Here is an 18,165-nt window from a genome sequence, read left to right as displayed (position 1 = left end):
ACGTGAAGCGAAAGTCGGCAGGCGGACGCTCATGATTCGGCGGTTCCGGTGGCGGGCTGGGTCGCTGAAGACGCCTTGTGCAGACGCTTCTCGAGCCCGGCCATGATAGCGCGCTTAGACCAGCGCTGTTCGGCGCGCTGGCGAGCTGCCTTGCCATAGGCAGTACTGAGCGCGGAATCATCGAGCAGCGTCGCGATGGCGCCGGACAATGCTTTTCCGTCTTCGGGCGCCACGATCAGGCCACAGCCCTCGACTTCGTCGTAGAGGCCGGTACCCTGAAGGGCAGTGGCGACGACCGGGCGACCTGACGCCAGCATGTTGGTGAGCTTGCTCGGCAGGACCAGATCGGCAGCCCCGGCGATCTGTGGCAGGAGATGGATGCTGGCCAGGCCCAGCAGGTCGCTGAGGCGTTCCTTGGGCTGCAGGCCGTGGAAACGGACATTGCCCAGGTCAGCAGCCTGGGCCTCGAGATTGGCGCGGTTGGGGCCCTCGCCGCAGACGACAAAGGTTAGGTCAGTGCGGTGCTTGAGGCGACGAGCAGCGTCGACCACGATCTCAATGCCCTGCTTGTTGGCAATATTGCCCGAATAGAGCGCGACATGGTGAGTCGTTATGTTCCATTCTGTGCGATAGGTCGAGGGTGCAGCAAGCGGACGGATGACGTCGAGATCGCTCCAGTTGCGGAACTCGAGGACGCGGTCGCCAGATACGCCCTTCTCGATAAGCTTGGCGCACATCTGGGGCGAAATACTGCTAACCGTATCGAACTGGCGGAGCAGGCGGAGCTCGAATTTTTCAGCGGTGCGACCGACGCCGCTGTCCTTGTTGAGAAGGCCGGTGACGAAAGCGGCTTCTACCTCGAAATCTTGGATATGCAGCCAAGAGCGCGCACCTGACGCCCGGGCAGCAAGAGCCGCGACGGGCGCGGCAATCAGCGATGGGGCGATAGTAATTACCACATCCGGACGCCAGGTCAGCGCGCGCCAGAGCATTGGAAAGAACGTGGAAGCGGCAAAGCTGGAATGATGGAGCAGCCGCTTGAGGCCTGAGGGTTGTTTGGGAATGTAATGAGGCGCACGAGTGACGTCGACGCCTTCTTCGATGCTTCGCCCATAAGTAAGCGCGCTATGACCTTCCATGATCTTCCAGGCCGGATAATACGGCCGACCGGCAATGACCTGGACCTCATGCCCCATCCCGGCCAAGGCTTCCGCCATGCCGGTGGTGTAGACGGCTATGCCAATCTTTTCGGGGGCGTAGTTGAGACCCAGAATCAGAAGCTTCATGCTGCCGAAGCCTTTACCTGGTTGTCGAGGAACCACTGATAGGTTTCGGTGATGCCCTCTTCAAGGGCGACCCTCGGCTTCCAACCCATGGACCGCAGCTTGTCTGCACTCATCAGCTTGCGCGGGGTGCCGTCCGGCTTGGACAGATCGTGCACGATCTCGCCGGTAAAGCCGACGACGTCGCAGACGATCTGGGTCAGTTCGAGAATGGTTACATCTTCGCCGGAACCGACATTGACATGCTCGTGGTCGGAATAGTTCTTCAGCAGGAACACCAGCGCATCGGCGCAGTCATCGGCATGCAGGAACTCGCGGCGCGGTGTTCCTGTGCCCCAGACCGTGATCGATGAAGCGCCACTGACCTTGGCCTCATGCGCCTTGCGAATGATCGCTGGCATGACATGGCTTGAGGTCAGGTCGAAATTGTCGCCGGGACCATAAAGATTGGTCGGCATGGCACTGATGTAGTCGCGCCCATATTGCTTGCGATAGGCCTGCGCCAGCTTGATGCCGGCGATCTTGGCGATCGCATACCACTCGTTGGTCGGCTCGAGAGAGCCGGTGAGCAGGCTGTCCTCGGTGATCGGCTGGTCAGCAAACTTGGGGTAGATGCAGGACGAGCCGAGGAAGAGGAACTTCTCGACGTCATTGGCATGGGCGGAGGCGACGATATTCGCCTCGATCATCAGGTTATCATAGAGGAATTCTGCCGGGCGCGTGTCATTGGCCAGGATGCCGCCGACCTTGGCTGCCGCCATGACGATCGCGTCGGGCTTGGCATCGGCTAGGAAGGCTTCTACTTCAGCCTGGCGCATCAGGTCCACGACATCTCGGCCGGCGGTGATAACCTCACAGCCCTCACCAGCCAGTCGCCGCACAACGGCGCTGCCAACCATGCCACGATGGCCGGCAACCCAGACGCGCTTTCTATTCAGGTCATAAGTCATGTTGTCGTCTCGAACTCGCGGAACAGGATAAGGCTTGTGGCGAGCCGCCCGTCAGCCTTCGAAGCTGACGGGAAGATCCAGGCCGTGCGACTTGAGCAGGGCAAAGCGGCGGGCCGCCTTGTGGTCGGCGGCGACCATTTCCCGGCACATTTCCTGCGCAGTGATTTCGGGCACCCAGCCGAGCTTCTGCTTGGCCTTGCTCGGATCGCCGAGTAGGGTTTCCACTTCGGCCGGGCGGAAGTACTTCGGGTCGATACGGACGATGATATCACCTACCTTGACGTTGGGCGCCAGATCGCCCTCGATCTTGGCGACCTTGCCAACCTCATCCACGCCCGAGCCTGAGAACTCAATAGTGACGCCCAGCTCGGCGGCCGACCAAGAGATGAACTCGCGCACCGAATATTGCACGCCGGTCGCGATGACAAAATCGTCAGCCACATCCTGCTGCAGCATCATCCACTGCATGCGGACATAGTCCTTGGCGTGGCCCCAGTCGCGCAGGGAGTCGATATTGCCCATGTAGAGGCAGGATTCGAGACCCAGAGCGATATTGGACAGGCCGCGGGTGATCTTGCGCGTGACGAAGGTTTCGCCACGGCGCGGGCTCTCATGGTTGAACAAGATGCCGTTGCAGGCATACATGCCATAGGCCTCGCGGTAGTTCACCGTGATCCAGTAGGCGTAAAGCTTGGCCACGGCGTAGGGCGAGCGGGGATAGAATGGGGTGGTTTCCTTCTGCGGCGTTTCCTGCACCAAGCCGTAAAGCTCGGACGTTGACGCCTGGTAGAAGCGGGTTTTCTTCTCAAGGCCAAGGAAGCGGATGGCTTCGAGCAGGCGCAGCGCACCGGTGCCGTCAACGTCAGCAGTATACTCAGGGGCTTCGAACGACACGGCCACATGCGACTGAGCGCCGAGATTGTAGACCTCGTCCGGCTCGATATCGCGGATCAGGCGGGTCAGATTGGACGTGTCGGACAGATCGCCATAGTGCAGCTTCATCTGGGCATTGCCGACGTGCTGGTCCTGATACAGGTGGTCGATGCGCTGGGTGTTGAACAGCGAAGCACGGCGCTTGATGCCGTGCACTTCATAGCCCTTTTCCAGCAGAAGCTCGGTCAGATACGAACCGTCTTGGCCAGTGATACCAGTAATTAGAGCCTTCTTAGTCATCGCTACCCCAAGCACTCATCTTCGACGCGAGCACTTGTTACAATTAAAGCGATCCAAGGGGAACCCGCCAACAGCCCTTCACCATCAAATGGTTAGCGGTATCAAGACGCCAAGGTCATTGTGAATGCTGGACTTCTTGAAGCGAGTTGAATGAAAATTGCATGGGGTCCATGCATGCTCACAACGTCACCACGGCGAAAAACGCAACTGCACTACTTAGAACTCGGTTGATTTTGGTGCGAACGTGTCTGGACATCCCACGTTTCTCCAGTTTGCGCAAAAGCCTGCCCAGCAAGCTTCCTTTGGTTAGCTGCTCTCGTATATCTGTCGACTTCTTTCAGCGTCGTGTGCCCGGTGATGGCCATAATCTGGTGACCGCTACGGTCATTTTCGGCCAGACGGCGGGCGGCCGCCTTACGCAGTCCGTGCGCCGAGCAATGGTTCAGGCCGGCCTCATCGCAGCGGTCCCGAAACCAATTGCCAAACCCTGCGACGGTGAAAGGCTTGCCGAAGGCATTGATCAAAAAGGTTTCGTCACCGAGTTGGGATGCATCAAGGATCGCCTGCAATTCGGCTACGATCGGAATTTCCAGATAGATAGGCTTACGGTCCTTGTTCTTCTGCTGCGTGAAGTGGAGCCACCCATCATTGACATGCTTGGGTCCGAACAACACCACGTCGCTACGGCGCTGGCTAGTGTGCAGCAACAGTGCCATTGCCAGGCGCGCCTTGGTACCGACCGGATGACGCGCTTCAAACTGGGCGACTTCCGCGTCCGTCCAAGAATGGAAACCGTCGCCAATCGCCTCAAGGTAAGGGACATCCTTCGCAGGGTTGCGCTCCGCCAGCTCGACACCTGGCAACACTGCCCATGCGAACACCGCGCGCAACGCCTTCACACGGGCGTTCGCAGCCTCGGGCTTTTCCGCTCGCAAATCCCGGATGCGGCGGACATGTTTCGTCTCCATAAGCCGATAGGGCTTGTTGCCGTCAACGTCAGCTATATGTCCCAGGATCAGCCGGCGTACACGCTGCGTGCTGGCACTCAGACGCTTGAATTCTGCGGATTCAAAATATCGGAGAAATAGCCAGACCAACGTGTCACCGTTCTGACTGACCGACAGCTTTTGCTTGACCTGCGGGGCTTCGCCGGCGGCGGCACGTCGATATTCCATGAGAAAGGCCTCGCTGCCAGGCTTCTCAAGCAAACGTACCTTTGGCCAGCCGCGCTTACGAAAGTATACGCGGACATTGCCATGTCTGTCGGTGTCTTCGACGGTGTGCTTCAGCGTGATCTCGCCGTTGCCGTCCGCTAGACGGAACTTAGCCATATGCTGCGTCCCAAGGGTTTTCAGTCCCCTTGGCCGGCAGCTCGTCGAACGCGAGATCCAATGCTACGGCATCCCAGATGGTACGTGTGTTTGCCATTTTCGGCTTCGGCATACGTCCATCGGCGACCATCTCATCAAAGAGACTCGCACTGATCCCTATGTAAGCAGCGGCCGCAGTGCGTGATAACCCGCGTGGCCGTACACCAGGCGGCAATAGGGATGGCTTTTCAGTGGCAGTTACGTTCAACAAGGCCGCGTATCCTTAGTCGGCAAGCTCAGAGTGAGTTCTGACTTTTCTAAGTGCGCTATAGCGATCGCGAATTGGGGTTGCAGAGGATCTGTGTAATTTTTTTAAAATATTTTGCTCAATGAGAAAGGGGGCGGCTGTCGTCACACTTTTTGCAGATTACTGTGGCGCTTGAGCTCGTGGGTGAGGCCGGCAACTGACAACGCGTTTTACAAAAAGGGCAGTCGGAAGGCATATCCGCAAGCACCATCCTGGCTGTCCGGAGTTCGCTGTTGAGTACATCGCTGAAAAGATAGTTGATAGGGACTGGGAAGAGATGTCACTTGGCGCGGCGGTTGGTACAACCATGCAAGGTATCATTCGCCACGCGATGACCGACTATGACAACCTCTTGCTTGCCGGCGTCGAGAGAGTTGAAGCGCGCAGGCGCGTGCAGAAGAGAGTAAACGCCTTGCTTGACGTATGGTCTAGACCGCGCACCGAAGATCCCAACGACACCAAATAGGCAAGGCTGGTGCAAGGCGCGTTCTTTTCCTCGATAGGCATTTGCCGCCTAGTTCAAGTCTCACCGTTGTCGACGACGACGCCGTGGCGTTCGGGAAGGAGCAGTTGCCCGATCTTACTAAGCTCACCAATAATAGGCCGCGATCTAGCTAGTCCCAGGTCAGTTCGAATGTGGAGGTTTGGACACCAGGGCGTGGTCGGGATGAGAGCCATCCCATTTCGACATTGGTAATTTTCTAGGACTTCGTCGACCACTGGTGATGCAGAAGGGACGAACCGCCCGGCTAGACGGCGCCATACCCGAACGCAGCCATACCTAACCGTGAGTATCCTAGACAGGACCTCGAGTGAACCGGGGCGGGCGTTCGTAACTTACGATAATTCGCCGTCACCGATGAGGTAAAACCGACGGTCACCAAAGTCCGATTTTCCTTAATATATATAATTCTTAATGGGTGTTTATATACTTAGGAAACGCGGACTTTTCTGCCCGTCGCTTTCTCTCGGTAAAACAAGGGGTTAGCTCTCGCGGTCAAAAAGGTGGCGCCAAGTGTGAAAACCCTCGTTTCGAGAGCCTTTTTTTGGCGCCATAAAGTGTCCATCTCCGGTCTCGCCAGACGGATGACAGGCACCAAAATCGAAGCTGAACCCGCGACATCAGTGGCAGAAATTTTCATCGTTAATTGGGTTATCGGAGTTGGGACAGTGTCGGTGCTGGTCCACGCCGGTTTTATTTGCCGTGAGATCTGAATAGACGCGTGATGAGCCGCGTTCATCCGAGCTTCGCATGTTTGCGCTCGCTATTCGACCGTCTATGTCTTTAATGAGCTAACGGCCTCAGACGCTCTAGGACGTGCGTCACTACATGGGTAATTCCAGCGGCATGCTCTCTCTAGATGCCTCGTTCTGCGTCATGACGGGGACGTATTGGTGTCAGACCTGGCTTGAGCTGCATAGGATTGACAGGGGCGCTGCTGGGCAGGTGTTTCGACACTTTGTGAGAAGATGTAAGCGGTCCGGGTCGGAGAGTCTCAGTGAGCACCGTAATCGATTTACCGGAGTGGGCGTCTGTGAGTTTGATCTGTAAAGCCAGAATGACGTATTTCTGCAAAAACAGGTTTACGGCCTCAAACTGATTACAGATGTAACACTCTGGAAGGGGCACCGCATATTTCTTTGCGGTGAGTGAGATGTAGCCGACATATTTCCGCGGTCACGGCAGACCAAATTTCGAGTTCTGGGATATATCACCGCAAGCTAGTCTGCGTTGAGTTTTACATCTGCGATCAGAGCAAGGCTGCCGTCATACGCTGCACTGACCTTGGTCAGCCTCGGCGTGTCTAGTGGCTCTAACGATTTCAACGGTGGGTATGTCCGAGCCTAAACCGCTGAGCGGCTTTCCCGAACAGTTCGTCGGACCCAATGTGTGCAAGAAAGGGGTATCGCTGGAACATCAGCGGTGCCGGCGTGATCCCCAACCCTCTCATCTGGGAGTCTCAGTACGGTTGGGCGTTGAAAAGAGCATGGTCGGTGTAACCTTCAAAGTCGAAGACCAAGAACCCCCGACCGCCTCGGCGCCCGGGTTGTCGCGCACCCAGAAGGCGGCATTCGTGTGGCACTCATTGGGGAGTGGCTGCCATCGACCATCCGTAGTGCTGACCTTGATGCCAGGCACTACTGCAGCCTCAGGCATCCGCTTGAACAGGTCGTCGCCGAGTCGAGCGAGGCCTTTGCCATCCTTGACGGATAGCATCGCAGCCCTCGCGGCATCAACCGCCGCTCCAGTTTTGTTCACGGACACAATCTATGTTGGGGTGTGAGGGCTTTTCTTCTCGTTGGCGCCACGTATATTCCCCGAACTTCTTGGGGGATGAAAATGGGTAAGAAGCGCTGTCCAGACTGCGGCGGGATGATGTCTGACTCTGGGCTATTCTCATGCAGCCATTGCCGGAAATCTGACCCGGACGTAACCGAACGATCACGGTGGGAAATTCAAATTACCGCAGAGCAACAAGCCTTGTTGGGAACAGCTACCTGCGCCGCGGTCGTTTTTGGCTTCTTCTTCAACGGCGTCATAGGAGCCCTGATCGGCCTGCTCTTCGTCGGCATCCTCTTAATTATGATTGTCGTCAGTCAACTGTAGTAACGGCGACAAGTGCGTTGTCTAAGGTTGAGGCAGTCTGTCGCTCGGCTAATTTTCCGAGGTGGATGAGGAGCCGATGATGGAAGGGTTTCGAAGTGCCTACCTTACTATCGCCGAGGCTCGTGCCCGCATCGAAGAGCTTGTAGCTTTGTCGAAATCATACTGGGCGGAGAAGCCTGGAGCTTTTGGCACTACAAGAGACGACGCTTTCCCAGGCAAGCTTGTCCACATTTTCACAATTCAGCGACAACTCCCCGATCGATGCCACACAATAGTGTCTGGCATCCTTCAGGATCTTCGTCACGCCCTCGATCAGGCAGCTTCGGCGTCAGTCTTCGCACTCACTGGGGAAGATCGCCGCGATACGCATTTTCCTTTGGCGCGCACCCAAGCAGATTTCCAGCGGCTTCGTCCTAAGTTGGAAACCATTCAACACGTCGATGTGGTGGATACTATCGCGCGTCACCGTCCGTTCGGCGATAGCAACCCGTTGCTTTACGCCCTAACGCTCGCGAACCAATCGAAGCATCGCAGGCTTATCGAGGCAACGACACATCTAAGCCAGCGATCCTGTTTCATGTCCGGCGATCTGACTAAAGGGGAAATCCGTATGATTGTCCCGACGGTTGATACTCCAAGGGGCGATTTTGCCGTACTCGCCTTATCCGATGAGGCGGTAAACGCCGTAGTGACTGAAGCCTCTATGATGCTCATTATCGCCTTCGCACGAGATGTAGATGGTCTTGCGGGAATGCCCGCGCCGGACACTATGCTCACTCTATCAAGCGAAGTGGAGTTGATTGTGCAGGACATCGAGGCCGCAACAAGGAGCGTGGCTTGCTAGTCGGTGAGCCATCAAAGGTTTAGTTCGCAGCGATCCGGTGGATGGTCGATCGACAGTTCTGCGACGGTAGCGCCAGCCAGAAATGCTCCCACGTAGCGTACTGGCCCGCAAGATCTGCGAACCGCGGGTCAGTTCGCGTCGTCGTCGTTCCGTCCGGGCCATAAAAGATAACGGTGTCGTCCTCAAGGTCTGCGCCGACCTCGTATTCGGTGCCGTCCTTAGCCATGTCGGAATAATTAAACCCGGTGAGGAACTGCTGGCTGCCGCCACCGGCAGGAAAGAACCCGATGTCGAGCGATGTGCTCTTCCACACCCAGTGAAGAGCGCCGTCTGTGGTGATGTAAGACGGACTGCCAAGGGTCAGTGTCTTTGTGATGGCCATCGTCATATTGCCACCGTCCGCACCGGGCCCAAACGAAATCCGCGCCCTGATCTTTGTGACGAGGCGCCCCAAGTCCAACACGCTATAAGCCGCCGTCACGCCGCTAGGGTTGTTCGTTGCGTGAACAGGCGCATCCGGTGCTATGAGCTTCTTGCCAGAAATGACCGCCCGTACCCGCGACCCACCCGCGGACGCAGTCTGGTTCAGTTGCTGCCAAGTGTGGCCGGAACCGGAGACCCCGATCGCGCCATCGACACGGTCGAAATCATCCCAACTCCATGCCTTGACGCCAGGCCGGCACCCCCCACCTGCGATGGGAGTCGAACTGATTGCGACACGTGCCGCGCCCAGCATTAGATGAACCCCAGGCGCAGAGAGACACCGGCTGCCGTGTAGGTGCCGGCACCACGACTGATGGCCGCGACATAGATCGAGCGGTTCGCATCGGCGGCACGTAGCCCCAGGCCAATGCTCCTGAGCGTTGCCACATGGCAGCCGCCCAGATCGACAAAGTCGGCAGCGGCGACGGGCACGATGCCCAGAATGTGAGCAGCGTCAGCATCGGTGACCGAGACCAAGGAGTTTTCGGGGCTGAGCGAAACGTTGGCGTCGAGGAAAACCAGATCGAACCCCAGGCCGAGATCATCCGTGAGAGTCTACGACAGGCTAGCGCCCGAAGATGGAGCGTAAGGCTGAACGGGATCGAGTGGTCACGGCCGGATCAGCATTTCCAGATGCCGCACGGATTTCCTCGATCCAGGCAATCTCGTTTCGAGTTACAATCGTACCGATAATCTCCCGAAAAGCTCGCATTGAAGTGTCGTCGGCAGACTGTTCGAGGGCTTTCAGCAGAAGCTTGCGCGGGTCTACATCAAGCGCAGCCGCCAGGGCAGGGACACGATCGAACGGGAGGCGTGCAGCTCCGTTTTTGATCTGCGCGAGCATGTTGGGATTTATGAACCCCGCCTCAGAAGCAATCGTCGCCTGTGTCTTCAGATACTGCAGTTCTAAAATTCGCTTTTGTAGGAACAGAGTTAGACTTGTGTTCTCGTATGGCCTTTGCGGCATTCTTAGAATTCTCATCGCTGCATATTGTACTTGATGTATAGCGACGAGGCATAGGGAACGTCGTTGTTACTCTAGGTTCACCAGACTGCGCGGGCTTCGCCCTTGCGGGACGCCTTTGGCGTCCCCGTTTTGGTATGTTTTATGTATCCGCCATAGAATACAACTGCGGCCTATCCTAGGGAGGGCCACAGTTAAAATGCTATGCGATGGCGCAGACTACTAACTGTCCTCGCTTCGCGAGCAACAGCGTTGCAATTCCTGAGATCAAGGACGCCAGAATTCGTCAGGCGCCACCCAATATTCGAAATTTATCACGTCCGTCAGTGATTTGCTAGTGTACCTGGCTATTCCATGATCGTCATGGACCTCTTTAACATCAGCGTTACCCGGTGGGACTAAATCTCTCCAGATCCGGTCGGCCCATTCATCAAATTTTGCTAGCTGCCGCCGCCGTTCGTCACCTTCGACATCCCAGAGGCGCACCAGTCCGTGCCAGTGAATGTTGACCGTGGCCTTCTCAGGGACATAGGTGCAGAACAGCCGCTGATCATGGTTAGAAGCCCATTTTCGGCCGATGAGCTTACGCTGCATCCGCGCATCCCACGCTTTGAGTTTTTCCCTTGCAGCCAGGATTTGTCTATCTGCCTGGCCTCTCAGGGGCGACTTCGTAGCAGCGTTGTTGAAGGTCAGAGTGACGAAGCGGTCCCATTTCCACTGCGACACCCATTGAACCCATTCCTCTGCAACCTTTTCGGGTTTGTTGAGGGGGGAATATGTGAATTGTTTCATAGCCATACCTCGTAAAACAAGATTCTGTAGCGGTATGGCAAGTGAGCTGTTCGCCTACGCAGGCCCGGTCTAGGGCGCGCGTTTGCGCCAGAACTGCTGGGGCGAGAGGTTGCTGCTGCTACTCGGTGTGATGACGTCAACGGCGGCGAGTCAACCAGGGTCGGCAATAGCAGGCTTGGCGCAGCAGTGTGATAGGCGTTTCGATGCTTTGGGTGTCTGTCTCGAAAAGCTCGAAAGAGGCCCGTTAACGGCCGAATAGTCCCACTTTTTCGACGTCTCGGGATCAGTGGGACAAAAGCAGCTGTTAAGCCGCTGAAAACGCTGCATCTGAAAAGAATGATGGTGCCCGGGACCGGAATCGAACCAGTGACACGCGGATTTTCAATCCGCTGCTCTACCAACTGAGCTACCCGGGCAACGGGGCGGATCAACCGCCCGGCTTCAAGCCATGGGCCTTATAGGGGATGGGTTTTTGCCGCGCAAGCGGGAAAAGGGCTTGTGGATAAGGAGTTTGAATTAGCCGCGCTGATGGCCGGAATACGGCGCGTCTGAGGGCTATCCGGCGTCCCCCGATCGTTCACCATGTGCTAGCCAAAGGGTGGCCAGATCGGGTCATTGCGTGAAAAAAATCGGGGATTCCGGACGCCGTTGCTGTTCTAAGCCACAAACGGCTTGAAATGCTTCGACAGTTTCAGTGTCTGTGCCTGGTAGTTCGACCCCAGCGCCGTGCCATAGAGCCGGTCTGGCGCTTCGGCGAGGCGTTCGTAGATCAGGCGGCCGATGGTCTGGCCGTGGCCGAGCAGGAACGGCACTTCGCGGCTGCGCACTTCGAGCACGGCGCGGCTGCCGGTGCCGCCGGCGGGCGAGTGGCCGAAGCCGGGATCAAAGAACCCGGCGTAATGCACGCGGAATTCGCCGACCAGCGGATCGAAGGGCACCATTTCGGCGGCATGGGTCGGCGGCACATGCACGGCTTCGTCGCTGACCAGGATATAGAATTCGTCGGGGTCAAGGATCAGCTCCTCGCGGCCACGCTTGAACAGCGGATCCCAGAAGTCGAGCACGTCGAGCGCCGCCTTCTTGTCGACATCGACCACGGCCGTATGGCGGCGCGAGCGAAAGCCGATCAGGCCGTTGCGGTCGGTGCCCTTGAGGTCGATGGAGAGGGCTACGCCTTCGCCGACCGGCACGTCATTGTCGAACACCAAGGTGTCGGATGCATGCAGCGCTTGATGCTCGGCGACCGTGAGGCGATTGTCGCCGGAGCGGAAGCGCATTTGGCTGAGGCGCGAGCCGGTGCGCACCAGCACCGGGAAGGTGCGGGGGCTGACTTCGAGATAGAGTGGGCCGCGATAGCCATTTGGCATCTGGTCGAAGCCGCGCGCCCGGTCGCCGATGACGCGGGTGAAGACGTCGAGCCGGCCGGTGGAACTCTTGGGATTGGCGGAGGCGCTGACAGCCTCGGGCAAGTCGAGGCTTTCCTGCAGCGGCACCAGATAGACACAGCCGCGCTCCAGTACGGCGCCCCGGGTCAGATCGATCTCATGCAGTTTCAGCGCTTCGATGCGCTCGGCCACCGAATGGCTTGGGCCGGGCAGGAAGCTTGAGCGCACGCGAAAGGCCACGTCGCCCAAGCGCAGGTCGAGGCTGGCGGGCTGCACCTGGTCCTCGTCGAACGGCCGCGTGGCCGCGATGGAGCCCTCTTTATGCAGCATCTCGATCAGCCGCGCCGGGAACACGCCCTGCGGCCAGGTCTGTTGCTTGTCCATGCTGTCGCGTTTCCCGATAAACCTGATGTTCCCTACCAACCCCGGCAATTGACGCCAACTGGCAATTGGCTTTAGATCACAGTCCAGTGGTGATTTGGCCGGTCGCTTGCAGCCACTTAAAACAAGTTGCTAAAGACCGTTATGGAACCGGCCGCCACACGCGTGCCGGTTTTTTGTTTGAAGGCTCTGCCCATGTCCCGCGAAAACAATCCCCTGCTTGATCCAAAACGGCTCGGCGCCGCGACCCAGATGGTGCATGGCGGTGGCAGACGTACCGATTTCAACGAGACCAGCGAAGCGATCTTCCTCAACTCGGGCTATTCCTATCCGAGCTCGGAACATGCCGAACTGCTGTTCCAGGGCAAGTTTCCCGGCGCGCATAACTATTCGCGCTTCGCCAATCCGACCGTCGACATGTTCCAGGACCGCATGGCGCTGATCGAGGGCGCCGAAGCGGCGCGTGGCTTTGCCTCGGGCATGGCAGCGGTCACTAATGCGGTGATGAGCCAGGTGCGCGCCGGCGATCATATTGTTGCCGCCCAGGCGCTGTTCGGCGGCTGCCGCTATGTAGTGGAAGACTATGCGCCACGCTTTGGCGTGGAATCGACGCTGGTCGATGGCCGCGATCCCGAGAACTTTGCCCGCGCCATGCGGCCCAATACCAAGGTCGTCTTCATCGAGACGCCGACCAATCCGACGCTTGAACTGGTCGATATCGCAGCCGTGGCCGAGATCGCCCATGCGCATGGCGCCAAGCTGATCGTGGACAATGTGTTTTCGACGGCGCTCTACCAGAAGCCGCTGCAGCTGGGCGCTGATCTGGTGACCTATTCGGCCACCAAGCATATCGACGGGCAGGGCAGGGTACTTGGCGGCATCGTGCTCGGCTCCAAAGCGCTGATCGAAGCTGACGTGCACACCTTCCTGCGCCAGACTGGCGCGACGCTGAGCGCCTTCAATGCCTGGGTGCTGCTCAAGGGGCTAGAGACCTATGAGCTGCGCATCCGGCAGATGACCGACAGCGCCGAAAAGGTGGTGGAGGCCTTGGCCGGTCATCCCAAGGTCAACCGGGTGATCTATCCGCATCATCCGAGCCATCCGCAGTATGCGCTGGCCAAGCGGCAGATGACGCGGGGCTCAACGCTGCTGGCTATCGAGCTCAAGGGCGGCCAGGAAGCGGCGTTTACGCTTTCGGACAGCCTGGCGGTGATCCTGATTTCCAACAATCTGGGCGATGCCAAGTCGCTGATCACCCATCCGCGGACGACGACGCATGCACGGCTGACCGAGGAAGTGCGGCTGGAGACCGGGGTGACGCCGGGCCTGCTGCGGCTGTCGGTCGGGCTGGAATCGCCCGACGATCTGATTGCCGATCTGATGTATGGGCTGGATCAGGTTTAATGGTTCGCGCGGCTGGGGCGAAGGTCCGGCGTTACCTGGCGAGCGGGGGCCTTGCTCTCCTCGCCATGCCGGCCTTTGCGCAAACGCTGCCGTACCATGCCGATCCATCCGCCCGTGAAATCCTGCCCGGCAGCAATGCCGTGCCGGCCATCCGGTTTCTGACCACGGCGGATTTCCCGCCGTTCAATTTCCGCGACAGTTCCGGCGAGCTGATCGGCTTCAATGTCGATCTGGCCAAGCGCATTTGCGCCGAGGTCAATGTGGCCTGCACCATCCAGGCCTGGCCCTGGGAGCAAGCAGCCAATGCGCTGGGCGACAATCAGGGCGACGCGCTGATCGCTGGGCTCGCCATGTCGGACGAGACCGGCGCGACGTTCGATTTTTCGTCGACCTATCTGGCGCTGCCGGGACGCTTCGTCACCCGCGCCGGCGATATCGGCCTGTTCGATGCCAATAGCCTGGGTGGCAAGATGGTGGCCGTCCGCGCCGGTTCGACGCATGAGAGCTTCCTCAAGCGCTACCTGCCCGAGGCGAGTCTACTGCCCTTCGACATCGAGGCCGATGCGCTGGTAGCCGTGCGCGACGGCAAGGCCGACAGCTTCTTTGGCGACGCCATGCGGGCCTCGTTCTGGCTCAACGACAATCTCGATTGCTGCGGCTTTGCCGGCGAGGCCTATTTCCGGCCGCAGCTGTTCGGCGAAGGCCTCGCCGTTGCCGTGCCAGCCGGCAAGGATGCGGTGCGCCATGCTATTGACTGGGCGCTGGTGCGCCTCAAGGACAATGGCGCGCTGGACGAGCTGTACCTGCGCTGGTTCCCGGTGGGGTTTTACTAGCTTCGAGCCGGCCGCAGGCAAATTCGCTCCGGCGGAGCGAATTTAGGCGAGAAGACCATGAGGGCATGCCCGAATGGCAGTTACACCGGCATGCGGCGGTGCCGCGCCCGTGCCGCCGTTTCGATCGCAGCAGTGGTCAGCCGGTCGAGGTCGAGCTTGTCGCGCAGCAGTTCGAGGAAGCGCAGCTCTTCCTGCTCAAGATAGAGATCGACCGAGGTGATTTCCACGGCGACTGCATAGGCCGTGTCCTGCAGCTTTTTGGGAAGGGCAGCGATGGCATCGTCCATCACCTGGTCCAGCCCGCCCGGGCCATTGAGCTTGTCGGCGCAGGCATTGGCCACGGCCGCCAGCCGCTCCCGGTCAAAGCCCTCGAACACCGGCAGCCGGCCGATCAGCGCCTGGATGCGCACCAGTTCCTTGTCGGTCATGGCGCTGTCCGAGGAAGCGGCAACCAGCATCAGGTGGATCAGCGCGTCATGGGCGGTCGTGGGCATCAGGCTCTTCCCGTTTTTCTTTGCCTCGATAGCTAGGCGCGCCGTGTTCGCTTGGCAAGCGCAGCGGCAAAAAGTTGACGCGACGCGTGGGGGATGCAACACACCGCACTCTCCCTATTTCGAAAGGCTCAACCCCTTGTCGTCCGCTCATTTGCCCCCTCTCGACCCAGCATTCTTCGACGCGGCCCAGACGGCCCGCGCCTGGCCGTTCGAGGAAGCGCGCAAACTGGTCAAGCGGCTGGAAAAGTCGGGCAAGCAGGAGGCCCTGTTCGAGACCGGCTACGGCCCCTCGGGCCTGCCCCATATCGGCACTTTCGGCGAAGTGGCCCGCACGACCATGGTGCGCACGGCCTTCCGCCTGCTGACCCGCGACGCGATCCCGACGCGGCTGATCTGCTTTTCCGACGACCTCGACGGCATGCGCAAGATCCCGGACAATGTGCCGTCCAAGGAGGCGATGGAGCCGCATCTGCAAAAGCCGCTGACCGCGGTGCCGGACCCGTGGACCAATGAGTTCAACAGCTTCGGCGACCACAACAACGCCATGCTGCGCCGCTTCCTCGATACCTTCGGCTTCGACTACGAATTCGCCAGCGCCACCGACTATTACAAGTCCGGCAAGTTCGACACCGTGCTGCGCCTCGCCGCCGAGCGCTATGACGACATCATGAAGGTGATGCTGCCGACGTTGGGTGCCGAGCGCCAGGCGACCTATTCGCCCTTCCTGCCGATCTCGCCGATTTCCGGTCGCGTGCTTTACGTGCCGATGAAGGAAGTCGATGCGGTCAATGGCACCATCACTTTTGCCGATGAAGACGGCCGCGACACCACCGTGCCGGTCACCGGCGGCCATGTGAAGATGCAGTGGAAGCCCGATTTCGGCATGCGCTGGGCCGCGCTGGGCGTCGATTTCGAAATGTTCGGCAAGGACCACCAGACCAATGCGCCGATCTACGACAAGATCTGCGAAATCCTCGGCGGCAAGGCCCCCGAGCACTATGTCTATGAGCTCTTCCTCGATAGCGAGGGCCAGAAGATCTCCAAGTCGAAGGGCAATGGCCTGACCATCGACGAATGGCTGACCTATGCCGGCAATGAGAGCCTCGGGCTCTACATGTTCCAGAAGCCGCGCACGGCCAAGCGGCTGCATTTCGATGTCATCCCGCGCGCGGTCGATGAATATTTCACCTTCGTCGCCGCCTACGAGCGCCAGACCGTCGCCGAACAGGTCGAGAACCCGGCCTTCCATGTGCATTTCGGCACGGTGCCGAAGGTCGACATGCCGGTCACCTTCGCGCTGCTGCTGAACCTGGCCACGGCGTCGAACCCTGAAACCCCCGAAGTGATGTGGGGCTATATTTCGGCCTATGCGCCGGGTGTCTCGCCACAGACGCATCCGCATCTCGATGCCCTGGTGGGCTATGCCATCCGCTATTTCCGCGATTTCGCCAAGAAGACTTATCGTGCGCCCGATGATGTCGAGCGCGCCGCGCTCGAAGCGCTGTCTGCTGCCTTCGCAGGGCTGCCGGCCGACGCCAACAGTGAGACCATCCAGAATGCCGCCCTCGACGTGGCCCGCACGGTCGAGCGCTACCAGGACCATGCCAAGAAGAGCCCAACGGGCGGTCCGGGCGTCTCGGGCGAATTCTTCCAGATGCTCTATCAGGTGCTGATCGGGCAGGAACGGGGCCCTCGCTTTGGCTCCTTTGCCGCGCTCTACGGTGTCGACAATACCCGCAAGCTGATTGCCGACGCGCTGGCTGGCAAGTTCCTCGCCTAGCTCAGGGGCTTCCTGAAAAACACCACGCGCCCGGTTTCCATGAAGCCGAGCGCGTGATGCATCCGATGGCTGTCGATATTGTCCAGCACGGCATCGGATGCAAATTCCGTGCAGCCCTGCTCACGACCCCAGTCTTCCACCGCCGCGACCAGTGAGCGGGCCACGCCGCTGCGGCGCGCCGATGGGATGACATAGATGCCTTCGAGAAAAGCCACCGGCGACGTCTCGCAGCCGTTGACATAGTCGCGTCTCAGACTGGCCTCGGCGAAGCCGACTGCAACTTGGTCCGCGTCGCGGGCAATCAGCGTCACGGTCTCGCCGGGCTCGCGCAGCAGCTGCGCGATTTCTTCGGCATGTTCATCGTCCCTGTCCCCGGGCCACAGCGCATTGCGCAGCGCCAGCCAGTCCGCCGCATCGGCCGGGGTGACCGCGGCGATGATCATTGGCTGGCCCAGATGATCCGCGCCACCCATTCGACATCGGCCAGATCGAGAATGCGTGGCGCATAGGCCGGGTTGATCGAATGCAGCTCGATCTGCTTGCCGGTCTGGCGATGCAGGATCTTGGCCATCACCTCGCCCTCACTGGTCTTGACCACGACGCGGTCGCCGCGGCGCACCTGCTCGGTGGGCGAGACGACGATGCGGTCGCCCTCGCGATAGAGCGGCACCATGGAATCCCCGGTGACCTCCAGCGCATAGATGCCGCCTTCGCCGGGGGCGGGCAGGGCGATCTCGTCCCAGCCCTGACCGGCCGGAAAGCCGGCGCTATCGAAGAAACCACCGGCACCGGCCTGTGCCAGACCAAGCAGCGGCACGCTGCGATTGGGCTGGTCCTGTTCCAGATAGACGCCGCTGCCGGCCAAAAATGTGCTGAAGCTCTCATTGGTGGCCTCGAGCACTTTGAAAATGCTCTCGGTAGATGGCCAGCGCTGGCGCCCTTCCTTGTTGACGCGCTTGGAGACATTGAAAGCCGTGGCATCAAGCCCGGCGAGCTTGGCCAGCGCCGACGCCGAAATGCCCTGCCGACGGGCAAGGGCATCTATGCCATCCCATACGGCGCGATGTGACAGCATGACAGACCTCCGTGCGAGGAAAGATATCTTAAGAGCGGAATTAAGTCCTAGTTTGTAGATGCTGCGGAGGGAGTTGTAAAGAGCTTCACGAGTGCTTGC

The 18,165-nt window shown here is 59.3% G+C and carries 19 protein-coding genes, 1 tRNA gene and 1 riboswitch; of the genes, 6 read left to right on the top strand and 14 right to left on the bottom strand.

The window, feature by feature from the left end; translation table 11 throughout:
* Positions 1-29: 29 nt before the first annotated feature.
* The 5 genes from BM045_RS16915 to BM045_RS19210 all read right to left on the bottom strand — a co-directional run bounded on the left by BM045_RS16915 (position 30) and on the right by BM045_RS19210 (position 4,951).
* Positions 30-1,286, bottom strand: a complete 1,257-nt coding sequence (locus BM045_RS16915) for a WcaI family glycosyltransferase (RefSeq protein ID WP_092185373.1) — start codon at positions 1,284-1,286, stop codon at positions 30-32.
* Positions 1,283-2,233, bottom strand: coding sequence for a GDP-L-fucose synthase (locus BM045_RS16910; protein ID WP_092185371.1), 951 nt, complete (start codon positions 2,231-2,233; stop codon positions 1,283-1,285). The genes BM045_RS16915 and BM045_RS16910 overlap by 4 nt, the downstream gene beginning before the upstream one ends.
* Before the next feature lie 51 nt (positions 2,234-2,284).
* Positions 2,285-3,406 (bottom strand): GDP-mannose 4,6-dehydratase, encoded by a 1,122-nt coding sequence (gene gmd / locus BM045_RS16905; RefSeq protein ID WP_092185369.1) that lies wholly within the window; start codon positions 3,404-3,406, stop codon positions 2,285-2,287.
* A 212-nt stretch (positions 3,407-3,618) separates the two neighbouring features.
* Entirely contained in the window at positions 3,619-4,737 is a 1,119-nt protein-coding gene (locus BM045_RS16900) for a tyrosine-type recombinase/integrase (RefSeq protein ID WP_092185367.1), read from the bottom strand.
* The gene (locus tag BM045_RS19210) at positions 4,730-4,951 is read right to left on the bottom strand and encodes an XRE family transcriptional regulator (protein WP_244523045.1); all 222 of its coding nucleotides are present in this window, start codon (positions 4,949-4,951) and stop codon (positions 4,730-4,732) included. Before BM045_RS19210 ends, BM045_RS16900 begins: the two co-directional genes overlap by 8 nt.
* 229 nt (positions 4,952-5,180) lie before the next feature.
* On the opposite strand from BM045_RS19210, the gene BM045_RS16890 reads away from it, so the two are divergent.
* The 3 genes from BM045_RS16890 (at position 5,181) to BM045_RS16880 (ending at position 8,475) form a co-directional block, all read left to right on the top strand.
* Positions 5,181-5,489, top strand: coding sequence for a DUF2293 domain-containing protein (locus BM045_RS16890; RefSeq protein ID WP_092185365.1), 309 nt, complete (start codon positions 5,181-5,183; stop codon positions 5,487-5,489).
* Positions 5,490-7,364: 1,875 nt separating this feature from the next.
* Positions 7,365-7,631: a hypothetical protein gene (locus BM045_RS16885; RefSeq protein ID WP_139198826.1), complete on the top strand. Its 267-nt coding sequence runs from the start codon at positions 7,365-7,367 to the stop codon at positions 7,629-7,631.
* Positions 7,632-7,707: 76 nt separating this feature from the next.
* A complete protein-coding gene (locus tag BM045_RS16880) occupies positions 7,708-8,475 on the top strand; it encodes a hypothetical protein (protein WP_092185361.1) in 768 nt (255 codons plus the stop codon).
* Positions 8,476-8,494: 19 nt separating this feature from the next.
* Here the strand turns inward: BM045_RS16880 and BM045_RS16875 are convergent, their stop codons facing one another.
* The 6 genes from BM045_RS16875 to BM045_RS16850 all read right to left on the bottom strand — a co-directional run bounded on the left by BM045_RS16875 (position 8,495) and on the right by BM045_RS16850 (position 12,483).
* Positions 8,495-9,211, bottom strand: coding sequence for a hypothetical protein (locus tag BM045_RS16875; protein WP_092185359.1), 717 nt, complete (start codon positions 9,209-9,211; stop codon positions 8,495-8,497).
* Positions 9,211-9,435 (bottom strand): hypothetical protein, encoded by a 225-nt coding sequence (locus tag BM045_RS16870; protein WP_092185357.1) that lies wholly within the window; start codon positions 9,433-9,435, stop codon positions 9,211-9,213. Before BM045_RS16870 ends, BM045_RS16875 begins: the two co-directional genes overlap by 1 nt.
* An 88-nt stretch (positions 9,436-9,523) precedes the next feature.
* A complete protein-coding gene (locus BM045_RS16865) occupies positions 9,524-9,925 on the bottom strand; it encodes a helix-turn-helix transcriptional regulator (protein ID WP_092185355.1) in 402 nt (133 codons plus the stop codon).
* A 264-nt stretch (positions 9,926-10,189) separates the two neighbouring features.
* The gene (locus BM045_RS16860; protein ID WP_139198825.1) at positions 10,190-10,714 is read right to left on the bottom strand and encodes a hypothetical protein; all 525 of its coding nucleotides are present in this window, start codon (positions 10,712-10,714) and stop codon (positions 10,190-10,192) included.
* A gap of 340 nt (positions 10,715-11,054) precedes the next feature.
* Positions 11,055-11,130, bottom strand: a tRNA-Phe gene (locus BM045_RS16855).
* Positions 11,131-11,370: 240 nt separating this feature from the next.
* Positions 11,371-12,483, bottom strand: a complete 1,113-nt coding sequence (locus BM045_RS16850; protein ID WP_092185351.1) for a 2'-deoxycytidine 5'-triphosphate deaminase — start codon at positions 12,481-12,483, stop codon at positions 11,371-11,373.
* 76 nt (positions 12,484-12,559) lie between these two features.
* Positions 12,560-12,635, top strand: a riboswitch (SAM riboswitch).
* Between the two features lie 40 nt (positions 12,636-12,675).
* Here BM045_RS16850 and metZ point away from each other — a divergent pair.
* A complete protein-coding gene (gene metZ / locus BM045_RS16845; protein ID WP_092185349.1) occupies positions 12,676-13,884 on the top strand; it encodes an O-succinylhomoserine sulfhydrylase in 1,209 nt (402 codons plus the stop codon).
* Positions 13,884-14,717: a transporter substrate-binding domain-containing protein gene (locus tag BM045_RS16840; RefSeq protein WP_092185347.1), complete on the top strand. Its 834-nt coding sequence runs from the start codon at positions 13,884-13,886 to the stop codon at positions 14,715-14,717. The genes metZ and BM045_RS16840 overlap by 1 nt, the downstream gene beginning before the upstream one ends.
* 80 nt (positions 14,718-14,797) lie before the next feature.
* On the opposite strand, the gene BM045_RS16835 is transcribed toward BM045_RS16840, so the two are convergent.
* Positions 14,798-15,211, bottom strand: a complete 414-nt coding sequence (locus BM045_RS16835; RefSeq protein ID WP_092185543.1) for a tellurite resistance TerB family protein — start codon at positions 15,209-15,211, stop codon at positions 14,798-14,800.
* A gap of 136 nt (positions 15,212-15,347) precedes the next feature.
* On the opposite strand from BM045_RS16835, the gene BM045_RS16830 reads away from it, so the two are divergent.
* Complete coding sequence (locus BM045_RS16830; protein WP_244523034.1) at positions 15,348-16,991, top strand: lysine--tRNA ligase; 1,644 nt, start codon at positions 15,348-15,350, stop codon at positions 16,989-16,991.
* On the opposite strand, the gene aac(6') is transcribed toward BM045_RS16830, so the two are convergent.
* Positions 16,988-17,434, bottom strand: a complete 447-nt coding sequence (gene aac(6'), locus BM045_RS16825) for an aminoglycoside 6'-N-acetyltransferase (RefSeq protein WP_092185539.1) — start codon at positions 17,432-17,434, stop codon at positions 16,988-16,990. The two genes, BM045_RS16830 and aac(6'), sit on opposite strands and share 4 nt — an antisense overlap.
* Complete coding sequence (locus BM045_RS16820) at positions 17,431-18,066, bottom strand: S24 family peptidase (protein ID WP_092185345.1); 636 nt, start codon at positions 18,064-18,066, stop codon at positions 17,431-17,433. The genes aac(6') and BM045_RS16820 overlap by 4 nt, the downstream gene beginning before the upstream one ends.
* Positions 18,067-18,165: the final 99 nt, after the last annotated feature.

This window comes from Devosia sp. YR412 (genome assembly GCF_900110945.1).
GTDB lineage: Bacteria > Pseudomonadota > Alphaproteobacteria > Rhizobiales > Devosiaceae > Devosia.
Note: the sequence above shows the minus strand (reverse complement) of the source record. Positions and strands in the feature narration are given on the sequence as shown.